Origin of the sequence: Sphaerimonospora mesophila, assembly GCF_001417795.1 — a bacterium.
In the GTDB taxonomy this organism is placed as follows: Bacteria; Actinomycetota; Actinomycetes; order Streptosporangiales; family Streptosporangiaceae; genus Sphaerimonospora; species Sphaerimonospora mesophila.
The window spans coordinates 155,181-174,646 of record NZ_BCBX01000044.1; the positions used below are offsets into that span (position 1 = coordinate 155,181).

The 19,466-nt window shown below is 69.2% G+C and carries 15 protein-coding genes; 6 read left to right on the forward strand and 9 right to left on the reverse strand.

All coding sequences use genetic code 11. The annotated features are described in order from the left end of the window. Positions 1 to 142 precede the first annotated feature (142 nt). Positions 143 to 1,483, forward strand: a complete 1,341-nt coding sequence (locus tag AP234_RS25870) for a WS/DGAT/MGAT family O-acyltransferase (RefSeq protein WP_055482327.1) — start codon at positions 143 to 145, stop codon at positions 1,481 to 1,483. Here the strand turns inward: AP234_RS25870 and AP234_RS25875 are convergent. The 9 genes from AP234_RS25875 to AP234_RS25915 all read right to left on the reverse strand — a co-directional run bounded on the left by AP234_RS25875 (position 1,480) and on the right by AP234_RS25915 (position 9,799). Next, positions 1,480 to 2,046 (reverse strand): TetR/AcrR family transcriptional regulator, encoded by a 567-nt coding sequence (locus AP234_RS25875; protein WP_200926713.1) that lies wholly within the window; start codon positions 2,044 to 2,046, stop codon positions 1,480 to 1,482. The genes AP234_RS25870 and AP234_RS25875 overlap by 4 nt on opposite strands. Before the next feature lie 96 nt (positions 2,047 to 2,142). Next, positions 2,143 to 3,753, reverse strand: coding sequence for a solute symporter family protein (locus tag AP234_RS25880; RefSeq protein WP_055482329.1), 1,611 nt, complete (start codon positions 3,751 to 3,753; stop codon positions 2,143 to 2,145). Further along, positions 3,750 to 4,070, reverse strand: coding sequence for a DUF485 domain-containing protein (locus AP234_RS25885; protein ID WP_055482330.1), 321 nt, complete (start codon positions 4,068 to 4,070; stop codon positions 3,750 to 3,752). The genes AP234_RS25880 and AP234_RS25885 overlap by 4 nt, the downstream gene beginning before the upstream one ends. A gap of 202 nt (positions 4,071 to 4,272) precedes the next feature. Then, positions 4,273 to 5,748, reverse strand: coding sequence for a cation acetate symporter (locus tag AP234_RS25890; protein WP_235558375.1), 1,476 nt, complete (start codon positions 5,746 to 5,748; stop codon positions 4,273 to 4,275). A gap of 11 nt (positions 5,749 to 5,759) precedes the next feature. Further along, complete coding sequence (locus tag AP234_RS25895; protein ID WP_055482331.1) at positions 5,760 to 6,131, reverse strand: hypothetical protein; 372 nt, start codon at positions 6,129 to 6,131, stop codon at positions 5,760 to 5,762. Between the two features lie 31 nt (positions 6,132 to 6,162). Then, positions 6,163 to 6,915, reverse strand: a complete 753-nt coding sequence (locus AP234_RS25900) for a LytR/AlgR family response regulator transcription factor (protein WP_083502445.1) — start codon at positions 6,913 to 6,915, stop codon at positions 6,163 to 6,165. A 179-nt stretch (positions 6,916 to 7,094) separates the two neighbouring features. Next, positions 7,095 to 8,270, reverse strand: coding sequence for a histidine kinase (locus tag AP234_RS25905; RefSeq protein ID WP_055482332.1), 1,176 nt, complete (start codon positions 8,268 to 8,270; stop codon positions 7,095 to 7,097). Positions 8,271 to 8,627: 357 nt separating this feature from the next. Further along, entirely contained in the window at positions 8,628 to 9,404 is a 777-nt protein-coding gene (locus AP234_RS38170; protein WP_055482333.1) for a DUF3618 domain-containing protein, read from the reverse strand. Continuing rightward, positions 9,401 to 9,799 carry a phage holin family protein gene (locus AP234_RS25915; RefSeq protein WP_055482334.1) on the reverse strand — a complete coding sequence of 133 codons (399 nt, stop codon included), beginning with the start codon at positions 9,797 to 9,799 and terminating at the stop codon, positions 9,401 to 9,403. The genes AP234_RS38170 and AP234_RS25915 overlap by 4 nt, the downstream gene beginning before the upstream one ends. A 355-nt stretch (positions 9,800 to 10,154) precedes the next feature. Between AP234_RS25915 and AP234_RS25920 the strand changes: the two genes are divergently transcribed. The 5 genes from AP234_RS25920 (at position 10,155) to AP234_RS25940 (ending at position 17,861) form a co-directional block, all read left to right on the forward strand. Beyond that, positions 10,155 to 12,602, forward strand: coding sequence for a glycoside hydrolase family 48 protein (locus tag AP234_RS25920; protein ID WP_055482335.1), 2,448 nt, complete (start codon positions 10,155 to 10,157; stop codon positions 12,600 to 12,602). A 139-nt stretch (positions 12,603 to 12,741) separates the two neighbouring features. Next, positions 12,742 to 15,150 carry a glycoside hydrolase family 9 protein gene (locus tag AP234_RS25925; RefSeq protein ID WP_055482336.1) on the forward strand — a complete coding sequence of 803 codons (2,409 nt, stop codon included), beginning with the start codon at positions 12,742 to 12,744 and terminating at the stop codon, positions 15,148 to 15,150. A 127-nt stretch (positions 15,151 to 15,277) separates the two neighbouring features. Then, positions 15,278 to 16,681: an endo-1,4-beta-xylanase gene (locus AP234_RS25930; RefSeq protein ID WP_055482337.1), complete on the forward strand. Its 1,404-nt coding sequence runs from the start codon at positions 15,278 to 15,280 to the stop codon at positions 16,679 to 16,681. A 16-nt stretch (positions 16,682 to 16,697) separates the two neighbouring features. Then, positions 16,698 to 17,126, forward strand: coding sequence for a cellulose binding domain-containing protein (locus AP234_RS25935; RefSeq protein WP_055482338.1), 429 nt, complete (start codon positions 16,698 to 16,700; stop codon positions 17,124 to 17,126). Positions 17,127 to 17,318: 192 nt separating this feature from the next. Beyond that, entirely contained in the window at positions 17,319 to 17,861 is a 543-nt protein-coding gene (locus tag AP234_RS25940; protein WP_235558376.1) for a GNAT family N-acetyltransferase, read from the forward strand. The last annotated feature ends 1,605 nt before the right edge of the window (positions 17,862 to 19,466 follow it).

Sequence of the window (19,466 nt, forward strand, 5' to 3'; positions counted from 1 at the left end):
TCGAGCACGTGACCGCTCTCCGGGCGGCCACCGGCTCTGAGGCTTTGCGGACGGCTTACACCGTCATGGGCCGTCGCTTCGGCCGGACGGCGGCGCGTGCCGTTACCGTCATCCGGAGAACGAGCCAGGGGAGAGGACGGCGATGCGCCAGCTGACGGCACTCGATGCCCAGTTCCTGAGCGTGGAGTCGGCCACCACGACCGCCCACGTCGCCGGGGTGGCGATCCTCGACCCCGGCGCCGGCGAGCCGGTGACCCGCGACCGGCTGGTCACGCTGCTGCGTGAGCGCCTGCACCTGGCCCCGCCGCTGCGGATGCGGCTGGCCGACGTGCCGTTCGGGCTCGACCGGCCGTACTGGATCGACGACGTCGCCGTCGATCCCGACCGCCACGTGCACGAGACCGTCCTGCCCGGCCCGGGAGACGACCGGCAGCTCGCCGCGTACGTGGCCCGGGTCCACGCGCGGCGGCTCGACCGGCGGCGCCCGTTGTGGGAGGCGCATCTGATCCACGGTCTGGCGGGCGGCCGGGTCGCCTTCTACACCAAGGTCCACCACTGCGCGATCGACGGCGTGACCGGCTCGGAGATCCTCTCCGCGCTGCTCGACCCCTCCCCCGAGCCGCGCGTGGTCGAGCCCCCGCCGCCGGCGCGCCCCGACCCCGGGCCGGGGGTCTTCGGGATGCTGGCCGGCGCGATCACCCGGTCGGTCGTCCAGCCGGTCGAGACGCTGTGCTCGCTCGCCCGCGCCGCGGCCGACCTGGACGCGCTGCCCATGCTGGCCCTGCCGCGTACGCCGTTCAACGGCCCGATCACGTCCGAGCGGGCCTTCTCGTTCGGATCGCTCCCGCTGAGCGAGGTCAGGCGGGTGGCCCGGGCCTTCGGGATGGGCCCGAACGACGTCGTGATGACGCTGTGCTCCTCTGCGCTGCGCCGCTGGCTGCTGGCCCGGCACGCGCTGCCCGATCGTCCCCTGGTCGCGGCCGTCCCGGTCGCGCTGCGCAAGGCGGGCGACGGGGTCGGCAACCGGATCTCCGCCATGATCACGCCGATGGCCACCGACGTGGCCTGCCCCAAGGAGCGCCTGTCGGCCGTACGCTCGGCGATGGCGACGGCCAAGCGGCGCTTCGCGCTCTCCCGCCGGAGCTGGCTCAGCGACGTGTGCGCCGCGCTTCCCCCGCCGCTGTCCACGCTGGCCACACCGGTGGCGTTCCGGCTGGCCGGGCTGACCGGGACGGGGGTCAACCTCATCGTCTCCAACGTCCCCGGGCCGCGGAAGCCGCTCTACCTGTGCGGGGCGCGGATGGTGTCATATCACCCGCTGTCCGTGGTGACCGACGCCACCGGCGGGATCAGCATCACCTGCGTGTCCTACGACGGGCGGCTGGACTTCGGGATCGTCGTCTGCCCGTCCCTGGTGCCGGACGTCTGGAGCATGATCGCCCACCTGCGGGAGTCCATGGACGAGCTGCTGGATCTCCTCTAACCGAGGTTGCCGAGGGCGTGGGCGATCAGCTCGGCGACGGCGTCGGGGTCGATGTGGTGACCGGTGAGCAGGCAGATGCTCTCCTGGTAGAGCAGGACGGCGGCGAAGGTGGCGGCAGCGGCCTCCAGCCGGGCGGCGTCCCCGCGGCTGCCGGGCAGGGCGAGCTCAAGCGCGAACCGGGCCCTCCTGATGATCTCGCCGTTGAGCCGGCCGAGCCGCTCGCGGACCGTGCGATGGGTGTCGGCCTCGCGGAACAGGATGCGCCGCATCGCCGGGGACGCGCGCAGCGGCATCCGGCGGGCCAGGCGGGACAGCGTGCCGGCCGGATCTCCCGGTACGGCCTCGACCTCCTCCTCGGTCACCACCGTCCGCTCGTCCACCAGCGAGATGAGCACGTCGATCTTCCGGGGGAAATAGTGGAAGACGAGTCCCTTCGGCACCCCGGCCAGCTCCGCGATCCGGGCCGTGGGGGTGCCGTCGTAGCCGCCGCCGGCGAACAGCTTCTCGGCGGCGTCCAGGATGCGTGCGCGAGCACCGGCGTCCGGCGCTTCCTTCCTGTCCACAGGCCAGACGATAGTCACTGCGACCACCCCCGCACCATGCCGCCACGGTCAGGGCGACCACACCCCGACCGTGGCGTACGTCCGATCCTCGAATGATCAGTGCTTGGCCGCCTTCTCGGCCCCGAGGCCGGTGAGCGAGCGGACCTCGATCTCGGCGTACTTCGCCGCGTTGTACTCCTTGCTCAAGATCGTCCCGATGTATCCGGCGAGGAAGCCGATCGGGATCGACAGGATGCCGGGGTTGGACAGCGGGAACCAGTGCCAGTCGGAGTCGGGGAACATCGACGTCGGCGCGCCGGACACCACCGGCGAGAAGAAGACGAGGACGACCGAGGCGATCAGACCCGCGTAGATCGCCGAGACCGCGCCCGCCGTGTTGAACCTCTTCCAGAACAGGCTGAAGAGGATCGCGGGCAGGTTGCCCGAGGCCGCGACCGCGAAGGCCAGCGCGACCAGGAAGGCGACGTTCAGCGACTGGGCGAAGATGCTCAGCGCGATCGAGATCGCACCGATCACGAACGCGGCGATCCTGGCGACCACCACCTCCTGGCGCTCGGTGGCGGTGCCGCGCTTGAACACGTGGGCGTACAGGTCGTGCGCGAAGCTGGAGGAGGAGGCGAGCGTCAGGCCGGCGACCACGGCGAGGATCGTGGCGAACGCGACCGCCGCGATGACCGCGAGCAGGATCGTGCCGCCGAGTTCGCCGAAGAGGATCTCGCCCGCCTTCTGCGCGAGCTGCGGGGCCGCCGTATTGCCCGCCTTATCCTGTTCCGCGATCGCCTTCGAGCCGACCAGGGCGGCCGCACCGAAACCGAGCACCAGCGTCAGCAGGTAGAAGACGCCGATGATGCCGATGCCCCACTGGACGGACTTGCGCGCGTCCCGCGCGGTCGGCACGGTGTAGAAGCGGATCAGGATGTGCGGCAGGCCGGCGGTGCCGAGCACGAGGGCGAGGCCCAGGCTGATCAGGTCGATCTTGCCGGCGATGCCCTGCGCCTCGGTGCCGTACTTGAGACCGGGCTGCAGGAACGCCTCGCCCTTGCCGCTCTGGGTCGCGGCCTCGCCGAGCAGCCCCGACAGGTTGAAGCCGAACTTGCCGAGGACGATCAGGGTGACGAGCGCGGCGCCGGCCATCAGCAGGACGGCCTTGACGATCTGCACCCAGGTGGTGCCCTTCATCCCGCCGAAGACCACATAAATGATCATCAGCAGGCCGACGGCGATGATCGTCCAGATCTTCCCGGCCTCGGAGTGGATGCCGAGCAGCAGGCCGACCAGTGCGCCTGCGCCCACCATCTGGGCCAGCAGGTAGAAGATGCTCACGACGATCGTGGACACCCCGGCGGCGGTGCGCACCGGACGGGGCGACATCCGGAACGCGAGCACGTCCGCCATCGTGAACTTGCCGGAGTTGCGCATCAGCTCGGCGACGAGCAGCAGCGCCACCAGCCACGCCACGAGGAAACCGATCGAGTAGAGGAACCCGTCGTAGCCCGACAGCGCGATGATGCCCGCGATGCCGAGGAACGACGCGGCCGACATGTAGTCGCCACCGATCGCCAGGCCGTTCTGCAGACCGCTGAACGACCGGCCGCCCGCATAGTAGTCGGCGGCGGTCTTGGTGTTGCGGCTCGCCCAGAACGTGATCCCCAGTGTGCCCGCAACGAAGATCAGAAACAGGATCGTGGACAGCGCTTCGTGGCTCACTTGGCCTCCTCCTCCGCGCGCAGCTCGTCGGCGATCGGGTCGAGCTTGGCCGCCGCGTGCCGTGAGTAAAGCCAGGTGATCAGGAACGTCGAGACGAACTGCAGGATCCCGAAGAGCAGCGCCACGTTGAAGTGGCCGAACAACCGGGTGCTCATGAAGTCACGGGCGAAGCCCGACATCAGCACGTACAGCAGGTACCACACCAGGAACGCCACTGTCATCGGGAAGGCCCAGGAGCGGTGGCGCCGGCGCAGCTCCTGGAACCGTTCACCCGCCTGTATCCGCTCGTAGACCGATGAATCATGCTGGACGGTCACGTGCCCTCCTCAAAGAGTGATCTGGATCACCCCAACGTACGAGCACGCTCCCGCCCCTTTCGAGACCCGCGCGGCATCGCGTCGCCCAGCCGTACCGCCCGGTCGTTCACATGAGGGGCACGTGCGGCGAAAGGTCGATCGTGTGCGGCGAACGGTCGTCAGGACCGGCTCGAACGGTCGCCGGGCCGAGGTCGGACGGTCGTCAGGCCGAACGCGAACGCCAGTCGCCGCGGTCGACGTTCAACGTCTCGGGGGTGTGCAGGCGGACCATCGTCCGGGCCACGCCGGACGGCACCCGCGACGGCGTGAGCAGGGACACCGTGATCATCACGGCGAACGCCACGGGCACCGTCCAGGCCGCCGGCTGGGACAGCAGCGCGCCGGCCCAGCCGTCGTACGGCCCGCCGGTGATGGTGGCGAGCACGGCCGCGCAGGCGAGCCCGCCGCCGACGAGCAGCCCCGCCATCGCCCCGGCCGTCGTGAGCCTGCGCCACCAGATGCCCAGCACGAGCAGCGGACAGAACGACGAGGCGGCCACCGCGAAGGCCAGCCCGACCACGGTGGCGACCGGGAGCGACCTGGCGGTCCCGGCCAGCGCGAACGGCACGACGACCGCGAGGATCGTGGCGATCCGGAACGAGCGCACCCCGCCGCGCAGGATGTCCTGCGCGATCACGCCCGCCACCGACACCGTCAGCCCCGACGACGTCGACAGGAACGCGGCGAAGGCCCCCGCCGTGACCAGCGAGGTCAGCAGCTCGCCCAGCGTCCCGCCGATCACCCGGTCGGGCAGCGCGATGACCACCGTGTCGCTCTCCGGCAGGTCGTACACCCGGCCGAGGTAGCCGTAGGCGGCGGGGATCAGGTAGAAGGCGCCGAGCAGGCTCAGCACCACCAGCGTCGTCCGGCGGGCCGCCCGCCCGTCGGGGTTGGTGTAGAAGCGCACGAGCACGTGCGGCAGCCCCATCGTGCCGAGGAACGTCGCGAGGATCAGCGAGTACGTCTCGTACACCACGTGGTCGCGGCCGTGCAACGGCAGCGCCCACGGGTCGCCCGGGTCGAGCCCCGGCGCGCCGTCGGCCCGCCACGCGAGCATCATGAACACCAGCGGCACGGCGAGCGCGGTGAGCTTCAGCCAGTACTGGAACGCCTGGACGAACGTGATCGACCGCATCCCGCCCGACAGCACGTTGACCGCGACCACCACGGCCACCAGCAGGCAGCCGGTCCAGGCGGGCGCGCCCGTGATCGTACGGAACACCAGCCCGGCGCTCTGGAATTGCGGCATCAGGTAGAGCCAGCCGATCAGCACGACCAGCACGCTGGACACCCGGCGCACGGTCATCGACTCGAGCCGCGCCTCGGCGAAGTCGGGCAGCGTGTACGCCCCCGACCGGCGCAGCGGGGCCGACACGAGCACCAGCAGCACGAGATAGCCGCCGGTCCAGCCCACCGGCAGCCAGAGCATGTCGGCGCCGTGCGCGAGGATCAGCCCGGCGATGCCGAGGAACGACGCGGCCGACAGATATTCGCCGCCGATCGCCGACGCGTTCCACAGAGGTGAGACCGTCCGCGACGCGACGTAGAAGTCCGAGGTCGTGCGCGAGAAGCGGATGCCGAAAGCGCCGATCAGGACGGTCGCCAGCATCACGATGACGACGGCGGTGATGCCGCTCACTCAGCGTCCATTCACTCGGCGTCCATCAGCTCGGCGAAGTCCCGCTCGTTGCGCTCGGCCTGCCGTACGTAGAGCCAGGCCCCGGCCACGAAGGCGGGGTAGATGAGCCCGGCGAGCACCGCCCAGGCGAGCGGCACGCCGAGCAGCCGCACCCCGCGCAGCTCGGGGACGAGCAGGAACAGCAGCGGCAGCCCGCCCACCACGCAGGCGAGCACGGTGCAGACGAACAGCGCCAGGCGGAACTGGGTCCGGACCAGCGACTTCATGTAGACCTCGCCGAGCTGGGTCTGCTCGTCGATCTCCCGGGTCAGCGGGTGCCGGGGACGGCGCGCGGCGCCCGTGCGCGGACTGGTCACCACCACCCTGCGCGGTTTCCCGCTCATGCCTCACCCACCGTCGTATCCACGCGACCGGTCATCCGTCCCGCTTGGCCCGGCGGGCGCGGCGCACGAGAAGGTCACGCAGCTCCCGGGTGTGGCGGCGGCTCACCGGGATCTCGGTCTCTCCGATCCGCACGACGCACTTGCCGGAGTCTATGTGCAACTCGTCGATGTGCTTGACCGCGACGAGATGGCTGCGGTGCACGCGCAGGAACCCCGCCGAGGCCCAGCGTTCCTCCAGCGTGGCCAGCGGAATGCGCACCAGGTGGCTGCCGGTCGCGGTGTGCAGCCGGGCGTAGTCGCCCTGCGCCTCGACGTACCGCACCTCGGTGCTCGCCACGAACCGGGTCACGCCGCCCAGCTCCACCGGGATCGTGTCCGCCTGCGGCCCCTCGGCCACGTCCGTACGGCTCCCGCACACGCGTCTGATCGCCTCGGCGAGGCGCTCGGGCCTGACGGGTTTGAGCAGGTAGTCCTCGGCCTTGAGCTCGAACGCGTCGACCGCGTGATCGTCGTAGGCCGTCACGAACACGATCTTGGGCGGCCGGGTGAACCGGGTGAGCAGCCGGCCGAGCACGACACCGTCCAGGCCCCGCATCCGGATGTCGAGGAACACCGCCTCGACGGGCCGGCCGTCCGCCATCGCCCGGTCGAGCAGCTTCAGCGCGGCGGCGCCATCGCGGGCGGTCAGGACGTCCCCGATTCGGGGATCCGCTCTCAAGAGGTAGGCGAGATCCTCCAGCGCGGGCTGCTCGTCGTCCACCGCCAGGACGCGCAGGCCGGTCACCACATACCCCTCTCGCCGACGAATCCGCGGGAGTGTCTGACCTGGCCGCGCGCAGCGGGGCGTGATTTGTCAGACACGACCTAGAGCGTGATGACCCGGGCACCGGAAAGTCAACGACTCTCACCATCACGACAGGGTTACGTCCGATGTCAGAAGTGGTATGGCGACGCCGGGTCGGGTCAGGTTGAGACGGCGGGGTGATATTTGGGGACCCGGAGGGTGACCTTGGTGCCGGCGCCGGGGGCGGTCTCCACCACCAGGCCGTACTCGTCGCCGTAGACCTGGCGGAGCCGCTCGTCCACGTTGGCCAGGCCGATCCCGCTCCCACCCGCGCCGGAGCGGTCCTCCCCCGCCAGCACCCGCCGGAGACGCTCCGGGTCCATGCCCGCGCCGTCGTCCTCGACGCTGATGGCGCACTCGGCGCCCGCGTCCTCGGCGATGATCGTGATCCGGCCGACGCCCTCCAGGCCGTGCCGTACCGCGTTCTCGATCAGCGGCTGCAGGCACAGGAACGGTACGGCCACCGCGAGCACCTCCGGCGCGATGCGCAGCGTCACCTGGAGTTGGTCGCCGAACCTCGCCCGCTCCAGCGTGAGATAGCGGTCGATCGACCGCAGTTCCTCGGCGAGCGTGGTGAAGTCGCCGTGGCGGCGGAAGGAGTAGCGGGTGAAGTCGGCGAACTCCAGCAGCAGCTCGCGGGCCCGTTCCGGGTCGGTCCGGACGAACGAGGCGATCGTGGTCAGCGAGTTGTAGATGAAATGCGGGGAGATCTGCGCGCGCAGCGCCCTGACCTCGGCCTCCATGAGCATGGTCCGGGACCGGTCGAGCTCGGCCAGCTCAAGCTGGGAGTCGACCCAGCGCGCCACCTCCTGGGCCGCCCTGACCAGGCCGGCGGAGGCGTGGTCGCCGTAGGCGGCGAGCGACCCCACCACACGGTCGTCGGTCGTGAGCGGCACGACGACGGCGTGCCGGATCGGGCACTCGGGCGCCCCGCAGTCGAGCGTGAGCACCTGGGTCCTGCCGTCCTTCAGCGTGGCTCCGGCGTGCCCGAAGGCCTCGCCGGCGTGGTGCTCCCCCGCGCCGTCGTAGACGAGCAGTTCCTCACGGTCGGTGATCGCGATGGCCGGCGACCCGAGCAGTTCCCGCAGGTGGCGCGACGCCCTGAGCGCGCCGGCCTGGGTCAGCCCGGCCCGCAGCGGCGGCGCGGCGAGTGAGGCCGTGTGCAGGGTCACGAACGTCGCCCGCTCGGCCGGCCCGCCACCGAGGTCGCGCCGGCCGCGCAGCACCCGCCACAGCACCACGGCGGGCACCCCGATGAGGGCGGCGACGACCAGTACGGCTACGACGGGTTCCACGCCGCCGGAGCCTACTCGGTCACCTCACGAGCGCCTAAGGGGCGTTTCAAAAGTGCCGCCCGTCGCGGGCGTGGATCCGGACGGATGCATCGCAAGGCGGGCGAGGAGCCCATGGCCGCGCCCTATGGGCGACGAGACCGCCGCGGCGAGGCGTCATCCGGGCCGCGCGGCAGGGCATGGCTTCTGCGACACGACCTAGTGCCGCGACCGCCAAGGTTTGCCCGGAAGGAGCGGCGGCCAGGGTGGTGCATCGCAAGGCGGAGGAGGAGCTGAGTAGCGGAGCTACGAGCGACAACTCCAACGCCGCGAGGTGCCGCCCTGGACGACGCGACGGGGCAAAGATCGGCGGGAGGGGCACTAGGTGAACAGCCGCGCGAGGCCGCGGCGTCCCCTCCTGGTCGCCCGTGTCATCCGGGCCATCCGCGCCATGCGCCGCATGCGCGCCATGCCGGCACCGCTCATGGACCGCTGCATGGACCGGCGCATGGACCGCCGCATGGGCGTGCGCCCGATGCCCCGCAGACCCCGCATGCCGGTGAGGCCGGAGATCCCGCGAATGCGCGGGGCACCGCGCATGCCGGAGATCCGGCGCAGGCCTGAGACGCGGCGGACACCGCGGACGCCGCGCATGCCCTTGACGGCCAGTCTCGGCGTGGTCCGCCGGTTCCGGGTCATCCTGGTGATGATCCGCATGATGACAGCTCCGGCGGCCAGGGTGCCGGCCCCTGCCGCGGCCGCCCTCGGCCGCCGCCTGGCCTGCTCCGTGACCTTGCCGGCCGCTCCCCTGATCGGCTCGGGCGTGGCCGAGCGCACCCTGTCGGCCACCCCGGCCGCCTTCTCGCGCGCCAGCGAGGCGGTCGCGTGCATCCGCTCCTGCGCCCGGCCCCTTATGTCGGCCTTGGCGGCGAGGGCCTCGATGGTGTCGCCGAGGTCGTCGCGCGTGCGCTCGATGTCCTGGCGCACCTTCGCGACATCGTCCTTTCCCTGGCCGTGCTCCTCGGCCGGAGGGGTCGTACGGCGCTGCGGCACCGTGTTCAGCGACTCGGATTCCGTCACCGGTTCGGCGACGTCCTGCCTGTGTACTCCCATGCGTCCGGCAGTGGGCCGAGCGCTTCCGGGGTCGGTCTCGGTCATCTGCGTACGCTCTCCTTCATCATTTCGAGATCCGTCTTGAGGCTCTGGATCGTCTGGTCCGGAGTCGGCCTGGAGACCTGGGACACCTGCTGCTTGCCCATCAGGGCGAGGAGCCCGGCCACCAGCAGCAGCCCGACGCCCACGATCAGGGCGCTCGCCCACCCCGGCAGCACCAGAGCCAGCGCCAGGATCGCCGAGGCCACCAGGGCCGCGGCCCCCAGCAGCGCCACCACTCCCGCGCCGCCGAGCAGCCCGGCTCCGGTCCCGGCCCGCTTGCCCTTCTCCGTCATCTCCAGCCGCGCCAGCCGAAACTCGTCGCGTACCAGGCGTGAGACGTCATCGGACAGCCTCCGGACGAGCTCGCCGGTGGACAGCGATTCCACTTGGTTGGTCATGGACTGCCTCCCTTCCGGATTGGGGAGCGCCTACCCCCAGCCGAGAGGCCTAACCACGGTCCCGCGCGTGGCGGACCCGGGTGCGGCGGTAGATGAAATTTTCAGTAAGGCGATGGCGAGGTCTCTTTCGCCGAAAAGCAAAAGACCAGCCTGCGGCGCTCACTTCTGTCCCCCGGGCCCCGTCGTATGACAGCCGCCCGGTCATTCATTGACATCCCGGGTGACCCCATCCACGATTCCATGGTGGGAGCGCTCCCATAGTACCGGTCATAGTCCGCATCGGCTGCGAAAGCCGCCACCTGGCATTCCTTCCCCGATGCATCCATCCCCAACGCAATTTGGAGACCCCCCAGAAATGCGTACGAGAGCTCTTAGAACGGGAGCGCTCCCACGATCTCGGAGACGGATCGCCTGGGTAGCGGCCGCCGGTCTTACCGCCGGCCTGCTCAGCGGGCTGGCGCAGACCCCGGCCTCAGCGGCCGTCGCCTGTAACGTCACCTACAACACCAACGACTGGCCCGGCGGGTTCACCGCCAACATCAACATCAAGAACCTCGGCGACCCGATCAACAACTGGACGCTGAAGTTCACCTTCCCCAACTCCAGTCAGCAGGTCCAGCAGGGCTGGTCGGCGAACTGGAGCCAGAGCGGCTCCAACGTCACGGCCACGAGCATGTCGTGGAACGGCAACCTCGGGACCGGCGCGTCCACGGACATCGGTTTCAACGGAGCGTGGAGCGGCAGCAACCCCAAGCCGACCTCCTTCACGATCAACGGAGTGACCTGCAACGGCGGGACCCCGACGCCGACCCCCACTCCGACGCCGACGCCCACCCCCACGCCGACGCCCACGCCGACCCCCACTCCCACTCCGACTCCGACGCCGACCCCCACGCCGACGCCGACGCCGGGGGACAACGCGTACATCGACAACTTCATGACGATGTACAACAAGATCCACGACCCGGCGAACGGCTACTTCTCGCCCGAAGGCGTGCCGTACCACTCGGTCGAGACGCTGATCGTCGAGGCGCCGGACCACGGACACGAGACGACGTCCGAGGCCTACAGCTACTTCCTGTGGCTGGAGGCGATGTACGGCAAGGTCACCGGCGACTGGACGAAGTTCAACAACGCCTGGGCGTCGATGGAGAAGTACATCATCCCCTCGCACGCCGACCAGCCCACCAACGACAAGTACGACGCCAGCAAGCCGGCGACGTACGCGGGTGAGTGGGACGACCCGAGCCAGTACCCGAGCCAGCTCGACAGCAGCGTCAGCGTCGGCCGCGACCCGATCGCCGCCGAGCTGAAGAGCGCCTATGGCACCGACGACATCTACGGCATGCACTGGCTGCTGGACGTCGACAACACCTACGGCTACGGCCGCTGCGGTGACGGCACCACCAAGCCGGCCTACATCAACACCTTCCAGCGCGGCTCGCAGGAGTCGGTGTGGGAGACCGTGCCGCAGCCGTCGTGCGACACCTTCAAGTTCGGCGGTCCAAACGGGTACCTGGACCTGTTCACCGGCGACAGCAACTACGCCAAGCAGTGGAAGTACACCAACGCGCCGGACGCCGACGCCCGCGCCGTCCAGGCCGCCTACTGGGCGCTGACCTGGGCCAAGGAGCAGGGCAAGGCGTCGCAGATCTCCACCCCGGTGGCCAACGCCGCCAAGATGGGCGACTACCTGCGCTACGCGATGTACGACAAGTACTTCAAGCAGCCGGGCTGCACCAGCACCTCCTGCCCGGCCGGCACCGGCAAGAACGCGTCGAACTACCTGCTGTCCTGGTACTACGCCTGGGGCGGCGCGACCGACACGTCCGCGGGCTGGGCCTGGCGCATCGGCTCCAGCCACAACCACTCGGGCTACCAGAACCCGATGGCTGCCTGGGTGCTGTCGAACGTCAACGAGCTCAAGCCCAAGGGCTCGACCGCGGTGACCGACTGGTCGACCAGCCTCACCCGGCAGATCCAGTTCTACAAGTGGCTGCAGTCGGTCGAGGGCGGCATCGCCGGCGGCGCGACCAACAGCTGGGGCGGTCACTACGCCGCTCCGCCGTCCAACCTGCCGAAGTTCTTCGGCATGGCCTATGACTGGCAGCCGGTCTACCACGACCCGCCGTCCAACCAGTGGTTCGGCTTCCAGGCCTGGTCGATGGAGCGCGTGGCGGAGTACTACTACGCCACCGGCAACGCCGACGCCAAGTCGGTGCTCGACAAGTGGGTGACCTGGGCGCTCGACCACACGACCGTCAACTCCGACGGCACCTTCCAGATCCCCTCCACGCTGACGTGGACCGGCCAGCCGGACGCCAGCTTCAGCGGGACCGGAATGCCGCCGGCCAACACCGGCCTGCACGTGACCGTCGAGGACTACACCAACGACATCGGTGTGGCCGGCTCCTACGCCAAGACGCTGATGTTCTACGCAGCCAAGGCGAACCACGCCCAGGCCAAGAGCACGGCCAAGGGGCTGCTGGACGGCATCTGGAAGAACAACCAGGACGCCAAGGGCGTCTCGGTCACCGAGACCCGGGCCGACTACAACAGGTTCGACGACCCGGTCTACATCCCGTCCGGCTGGACCGGCACGATGCCGAACGGCGACACGATCAACAGCAACTCGACCTTCATCTCCATCCGGTCCTTCTACAAGAACGACCCCGAATGGTCGAAGGTCCAGTCCTACCTGAACGGTGGCGCCGCGCCGTCGTTCAACTACCACCGGTTCTGGGCGCAGGTCGACGTGGCCACCGCCCTGGGCCAGTACGGCCTGCTCTTCCCGAATGGCTGAGCGAGCCTAGCCCCGCTCGGGGCCCTATGTAAGCCGGGGCACGGTGTCGCCTGACCCTTCACCGTGACCCCCTGCCGGGGCGCGGCGGCGCCTGACCCGCCGCCGCGCCCCCGACCCCCCAACCTTGTGAGGCCCACATATGCGTCGTACGTTCCTGGCGCTCGCGGCGGTGCTGCTCACCACCGCGATATCGCCGGTCTCCCCGACCTCGGCCCTCGCCGCGCCCTCGTACAACTACGGCGAGGCGCTGCAGAAGTCGCTCTTCTTCTACGAGGCCCAGCAGTCGGGCAAGCTCCCCTCGACCAACCGCGTCAGCTGGCGCGGCGACTCCGCGTTGAACGACGGCAAGGACGTCGGGCTCGACCTGACCGGCGGCTGGTACGACGCCGGCGACCACGTCAAGTTCGGGCTGCCGATGGCGGCGAGCACCACCATGCTCGCCTGGGGCGCCGTGGAATACCGCGACGCCTACACCTCGTCGGGACAGCTCACCTACCTGCTCAACAACCTGCGCTTCGTCAACGACTACTTCATCAAGGCGCATCCCTCCCCGAACGTGCTGTACGGGCAGGTCGGCAGCGGCAACGCCGACCACGCCTGGTGGGGATCGGCCGAGGTCCTGCCGATGGACCGCCCGGCGTACAAGATCGACTCCTCGTGCGGCGGCTCCGACCTGGCCGGCGAGACCGCGGCGGCGATGGCCGCCTCCTCGATGGTCTTCCGGCCCACCGACCCGGCCTACGCCGACAAGCTGCTGACCCACGCCAAGCAGCTGTACACGTTCGCCGACACCGTGCGGGGCAAGTACAGCGACTGCATCACCGACGCGACCAACTTCTACAAGTCCTGGAGCGGCTACAACGACGAGCTCGTCTGGGGGGCCATCTGGCTCTACCGGGCCACCCAGGACGCCTCCTACCTCGCCAAGGCCGAGTCCTACTACGCCAACCTCGGCACCGAGCCGCAGTCGACGACCAAGTCGTACAAGTGGACGATCGCCTGGGACGACAAGTCGTACGGCTGCTACGCGCTGCTGGCCAAGCTGACCGGCAAGCAGCAGTACGTCGACGACGCCAACCGCTGGCTCGACTGGTGGACGGTCGGCGTCAACGGCCAGAAGGTCAACTACTCCCCCGGCGGCCAGGCCGTCCTCGACACGTGGGGCTCGCTGCGCTACGCCGCCAACACCGCGTTCGTCGCCCTCGTCTACAGCGACTGGCTGACCGACGCCACCCGTAAGGCGCGCTACCACGACTTCGGCGTCCGCCAGATCAACTACGCGCTCGGCGACAACCCGCGCAGGTCGTCGTACATGGTCGGGTTCGGCGACAACCCGCCGCGCAACCCGCACCACCGGACCGCGCACGGCACCTGGACCAACAACCTGAACGGCGAGCCGGAGCAGAGCCGGCACATCCTGTTCGGTGCGCTGGTCGGCGGCCCCAAGTCGGCCGACGACGCCTACACCGACAGCCGGGCCGACTACACGATGAACGAGGTCGCGACCGACTACAACGCCGCCTTCACCGGCGCGCTGGCCCGCCTGCACAAGGAGTACGGCGGCACGCCGCTGGCGGGCTTCCCCGAGAAGGAGACCCCGGACGGGCCCGAGATCTACCTCCAGGCGGCGGTCAACGCCAGCGGCCAGAACTTCACCGAGATCAAGACGCTGGTCTACAACCACTCGGCGTGGCCGGCCCGCGCGCTGACCGACGGGTCGTTCCGCTACTACTTCACGCTGGACGGCGACACCACGCCGAGCCAGATCACGCTGACGGCGGCCTACAACCAGTGCAAGCCGCCGACCGGGCCCACGCAGTTCTCGGGCAGGGTCTACTACGTCACGATCGACTGCTCGGGGCAGGTCATCGCGCCGCAGGGACAGTCCGAGTCGCGGCGGGAGGTCCAGTTCAGGATCGCCAGCTCCGGATCGTGGGACCCGTCGAACGACTGGTCGTACACCGGGGTGTCGACGACGCCCTCCACGCCGGTCACCGTGCGGAACATGACGCTGTACGCCGGGTCGACCAAGATCTGGGGCAACGCCCCCGGCGCCGAGCCGTCCCCCTCCCCCAGCCCCAGCCCCTCCCCCAGCCCGTCGCCCTCTCCGTCTCCGTCCCCGTCTCCGTCGCCCTCTCCCAGTCCGAGTCCGTCGCCGTCGCCGTCGCCGTCCCCATCGCCCTCGCCTTCGCCCAGCCCGTCGCCCTCGCCTTCGCCCAGCCCGTCGCCTTCGCCCGTCGGCAAGGAGTGCACCGCCACCTACAAGGTGACGAACTCCTGGCCAGGTGGCTTCCAGGGTGACGTCACGGTGCGCAACACCGGCGGTTCGGCGATCTCGGGATGGTCGGTGACCTGGGCCTTCGCCAACGGTCAGACCATCACCCAGCTCTGGAACGGCACCCTCACCCAGTCGGGCGGCAACGTATCGGTCAAGGACGTCGGCTACAACGGCGCCCTCGCCGCCGGCGCCGCCACGAGCTTCGGGTTCACCGGCAACTGGAACGGCACTAACTCCGTACCGTCGCCCGTGACCTGCACCCCCCGGTAGGGGCTTTCCAGCGGCCCTGCCTTCCCCGGACAGACCCCTCTCCGGGGAGGGCGGGGCATCCATTTCGCTCCATACGAAACTTTCGATATAGGGGCGAAATTATCTGCACGAAAGAAAGGTGGTTTCGATGTCGGTTCGATCCGCCGGATGGAAGACGGGCCTGGCGATCCTGCTGGGTGCGGTCCCCGCCCTCGCGTTCGCGGCCACCGCCGATGCGGCGACCACGCTCGGACAGGCGGCCGCCGCCCAGGGCATCTACTTCGGCACCGCCTCGGCCGGCAGCCACTTCGGTGAGTCGGCCTACACCACCGTGCTCGACCGCGAGTTCACCTCGGTGACCCCCGAGAACGAGATGAAGTGGGAGACCACCGAGCCCTCGCGGGGGTCCTTCAACTTCGGGCCGGGCGACAGCGTGGTCAGCCGCGCCCAGGCGAACGACCAGCAGGTCCGGGGCCACACGCTCGTGTGGCACAGCCAGCTCCCGTCGTGGGTGAGCAACGGCGGCTTCAACGCCGCCACGCTGACGACGGTCATGAAGGACCACATCGCCAACGTGGCCGGACACTACAAGGGCAAGGTCGCCCACTGGGACGTGGTCAACGAGGCGTTCGAGGACAACGGCACCCGCCGCCAGACCGTGTTCCAGACGACGATCGGCGACGGCTACATCGCCGAGGCGTTCAAGGCGGCCCGAGCGGCCGACCCGAACGCCAAGCTGTACTACAACGACTACAACATCGAGGGCGTCAACTCGAAGAGCACCGCCGTGTACAACATGGTGAAGTCGTTCAAGGAGCAGGGCATCCCGATCGACGGCGTTGGCATGCAGGGACATCTCATCGTCGGCCAGCTCCCGTCCGACATTCGGCAGAACATTCAGCGCTTCGCCGACCTCGGCGTCGACGTCGCGCTGACCGAGGTGGACATCCGCATGCAGCTGCCCGCCGACAGCGGCAAGCTCAACCAGCAGGCCACCGACTACCGCAATGTGACCCAGGCCTGCCTGGCGGTCTCCCGCTGCGTCGGCATCACGGTCTGGGGCGTCACCGACAAGTACTCGTGGGTGCCCGACGTCTTCTCGGGTCAGGGCGCGGCACTGCTGTACGACGACAACTACAACCCCAAGCCGGCCTACAACGCGACGCTCGCCGCCCTCGGCGGATCGAGCACCCCGACGCCGACGCCCACCCCGACGCCGACGCCCACGGAAACCCCGATTCCGGCCGGCGCCTGCTCCGCGACGTACAAGACCGTCAACGAGTGGCCGGGTGGCTTCCAGGCCGAGGTCACGGTCAGGAACAACGGCTCGTCGACGCAGAGCAAGTGGTCGGTCACCTGGACCTTCCCGAACGACCAGAAGATCACCCAGCTCTGGAACGGCGTTTACACCCAGTCCGGGTCGAGCGTGACCGTTAAGAACGAGAGCTACAACGGCACGCTGAGCGGCGGCGCCTCGACCACCTTCGGCTTCACCGGAAGCTCGTCCGGCGGCAACGGCGCCCCCTCGATCATGAGCTGCACCGCCATTTGATCGAAACAGGAGGAGCATGATGGTCAAACCCACGCTCGCCACCGCCGCTCTGATCGTCGGATCGCTGGTGGCGGTCCCGGCCTCGGCCTCGGCCTCGAATTCGGTCGACGTCCTGGCCTGCAAGGCGGTCTACCAGATCACCAACACGCTGCCGGCCACGAGCACCCGCGACGGCATCGCGCTCGGCCAGGTCACCGTGCAGAACACCGGCTCATCCCCCATGAAGGGCTGGCGGGTGTCGTGGCGCTACACCAACGGCACGGTCATCACCCAGGTCTGGGGTGCGGTGCCCGTTCCCGTCATCGGTGTCGTCGGCACCCAGGCGTTCGGCAACGAGAAGTACAACGGAGAACTGGCCGTCCGTGGTTCTACCGTCTTCGGCTTCGCCGCCAGCGGTCCCGTTCCCGCCGAAGTCCCGGACCCGGTCATCTGCACACCGCTCTGACGCTCCTCCATGAGAACCATCGGATCCCCCCGGGCAGCGGCTCGCCCGGGGGGATCCGTCGTCCACGGCCACCAGCGCGCGATGCGGACGGCGACGCATTACGGTGTGGGAACCGCGTCGTTATGATCCCTCGCGTTCGGAGTGGCTGTGTCGATGTCTGTCCGCCTTGCAGATCAACCCGATATCGGACCGGTGGTACGCACGCTCACCCGCGCCTTCACCGGCTATCCGTGGATCCGGCACACGGTCTCCGCTGATGATCACCTCGACCGGGTCAGCCGATTCCAGGAGCTTTTCGTCTCCCGCATCGGCTTGCCGCACGGCCGAGTCTGGGTCACCCCCGACTGTGAGGCGGCATCGGTCTGGACCACTCCGGAAAGCACCGGCATCGACGAGGTGTTCGCCGAACTGGCGCCGGTCTTCGCCGAACTGAGCGGGGAGCGAGCGCCTTTCGCCGCGTCAGCGGAGGAGGCCCTGACCCCCCATCGTCCGCGGGGGCCCGTGTGGTTCCTCGGCACCATTGGCGTCGACCCTGCCCACCAGGGGAAGGGACTGGGCCGAGCCGTGATCGAACCCGGCATCATGGCCGCCGAGAAGGCGGGCGTCCCCGCATACCTGGAAACCTCCACGGAGGCCAACGTACGGTTCTACCGCCGACTGGGGTTCGAGGTCACCGCAGAGGTTGAGCTGCCCGGTGACGGACCGCGCACCTGGACGATGATCCGCCGTCCGTGATCGAGGTCGGCGGAATCCCTTTTCGGCCTGTCAGGAGACGTAACCAGATTCGTGTCGTTGAGGGTCGGCTCTTGACGCCCCGAATGCCAAGGGCACTTGGTGATCAGGCGGCGGTGGGCGAGTACGCCCGTTATGTCGCCGACAGCGGTCACACGCTCGGCGGGGCTACACCGTCCAGCGCCTTGCCGGCGGCGCGATGATGGATTCGGTCAGGGTGGTGGTGACCAGCGGCTGTACCGCGCGCTCACCGGCCGACCGCTCCCGCCGCGACGCCGCTGACCCGGCCGTGGACGATTTCGTACCACCCCGCCCGGTCGACGCGGTCCACAGCAGGAAGCTGCCACCCGAGGCCGCCTATATCACCTTTGGCTTCCGCAACCCGTCCGACCGGCGTGGCCGTTCCCGCTGCGCCACGACCCGCACGGCCCGGCACCCAGCACGAAGAGTGACCACACAAAGGTCACGCTCCGCGATCACTCAAGATCACCGCCCCGCTCCACCGTGAAGACCCGCTTGTCCAGACACGACACCGCACAGCGGACGTCGAAGCCGGTTCCAGGTCACCGGTTCGGTTGGTCGCCCACCTGGGTTCGTCGGCCCCATGCGGATCAGCGGTACCCGGGTCAGGAGGCGTACCACCAGTTCGGCGGGCCTGCCCGGATGGCCGCGCTCGCCGGGATCGACGCACTCACACGGTGCGGCGGGATCGCCGGGTTCATCAGGCCTGTCGGACTCCGCGCACCTGCGGCGTACACACCCGTGCTCGCCCGTAAGCCGCGCGCGGAGCCGTACCCGCGACCGTATCCGAGGGTGGCCAGGGGATCATCTCCGGAGGAGATCGAGCCGGCGGAATCCACGGACCGGTCCGGCCGTGGCCCGGCATGCGGACCTCCAGGGGAGGACCTCTCCATACGGGCCTCCACACGGGCCTCCACACGGGCCTCCGCAGGAGACTCGACAGGAGTCGGTGCACCAGCCTCCGCAGGAGCCTCAGCAGGGGAATCGGAAGAGGGCGGCGTATCGGCCTGCGCGGGAGTCCGCGGATGGTCCGTCTCCTCCGGCCGCGGATCCTCCTGCTCCTGGTCCCACAACACGGCCTTCAGGAAAGGCGGGACCTGAAAAAGCGACGCTTCCCGCAACTCCTCGAACATGAGTGGGTCGACCGGCCGCAGCTCCGCCAGCCTCAGCGCCATCGGCCTCGGCCGTCCCGGCCGCATCGAGCCGTCCTGCTTCACCGGATCGCCCCCTCCACCCGAATCCCACAGTTCGAAAACCTGTCTGAATTCTCTCACAGCCAATCAACAAACAGCAATACTTGCCGCCGATTAATTCCAAAGAAAATACGAGACGTAAATGCCGACTGTCATTAATGTTCGCAATATCCGTAAGATGTGGAGATTGTGCCGATGTTCACGTTTGGGCCATGAGGAAACGCCTCGGGTAGACCGGAGCACCCTACGGTTTCGCCATGCCATCGCTCGTTGCCGCCCCGATCGAGGGCCACACGGCATCCCGAAATCCGCGCGACGGCGCACCGTACCTGGCCGTGACAGCCATCGACCGCTCCGTCGTCGTGGCGACGCAGAACCGACCCGCCCGGCTGTC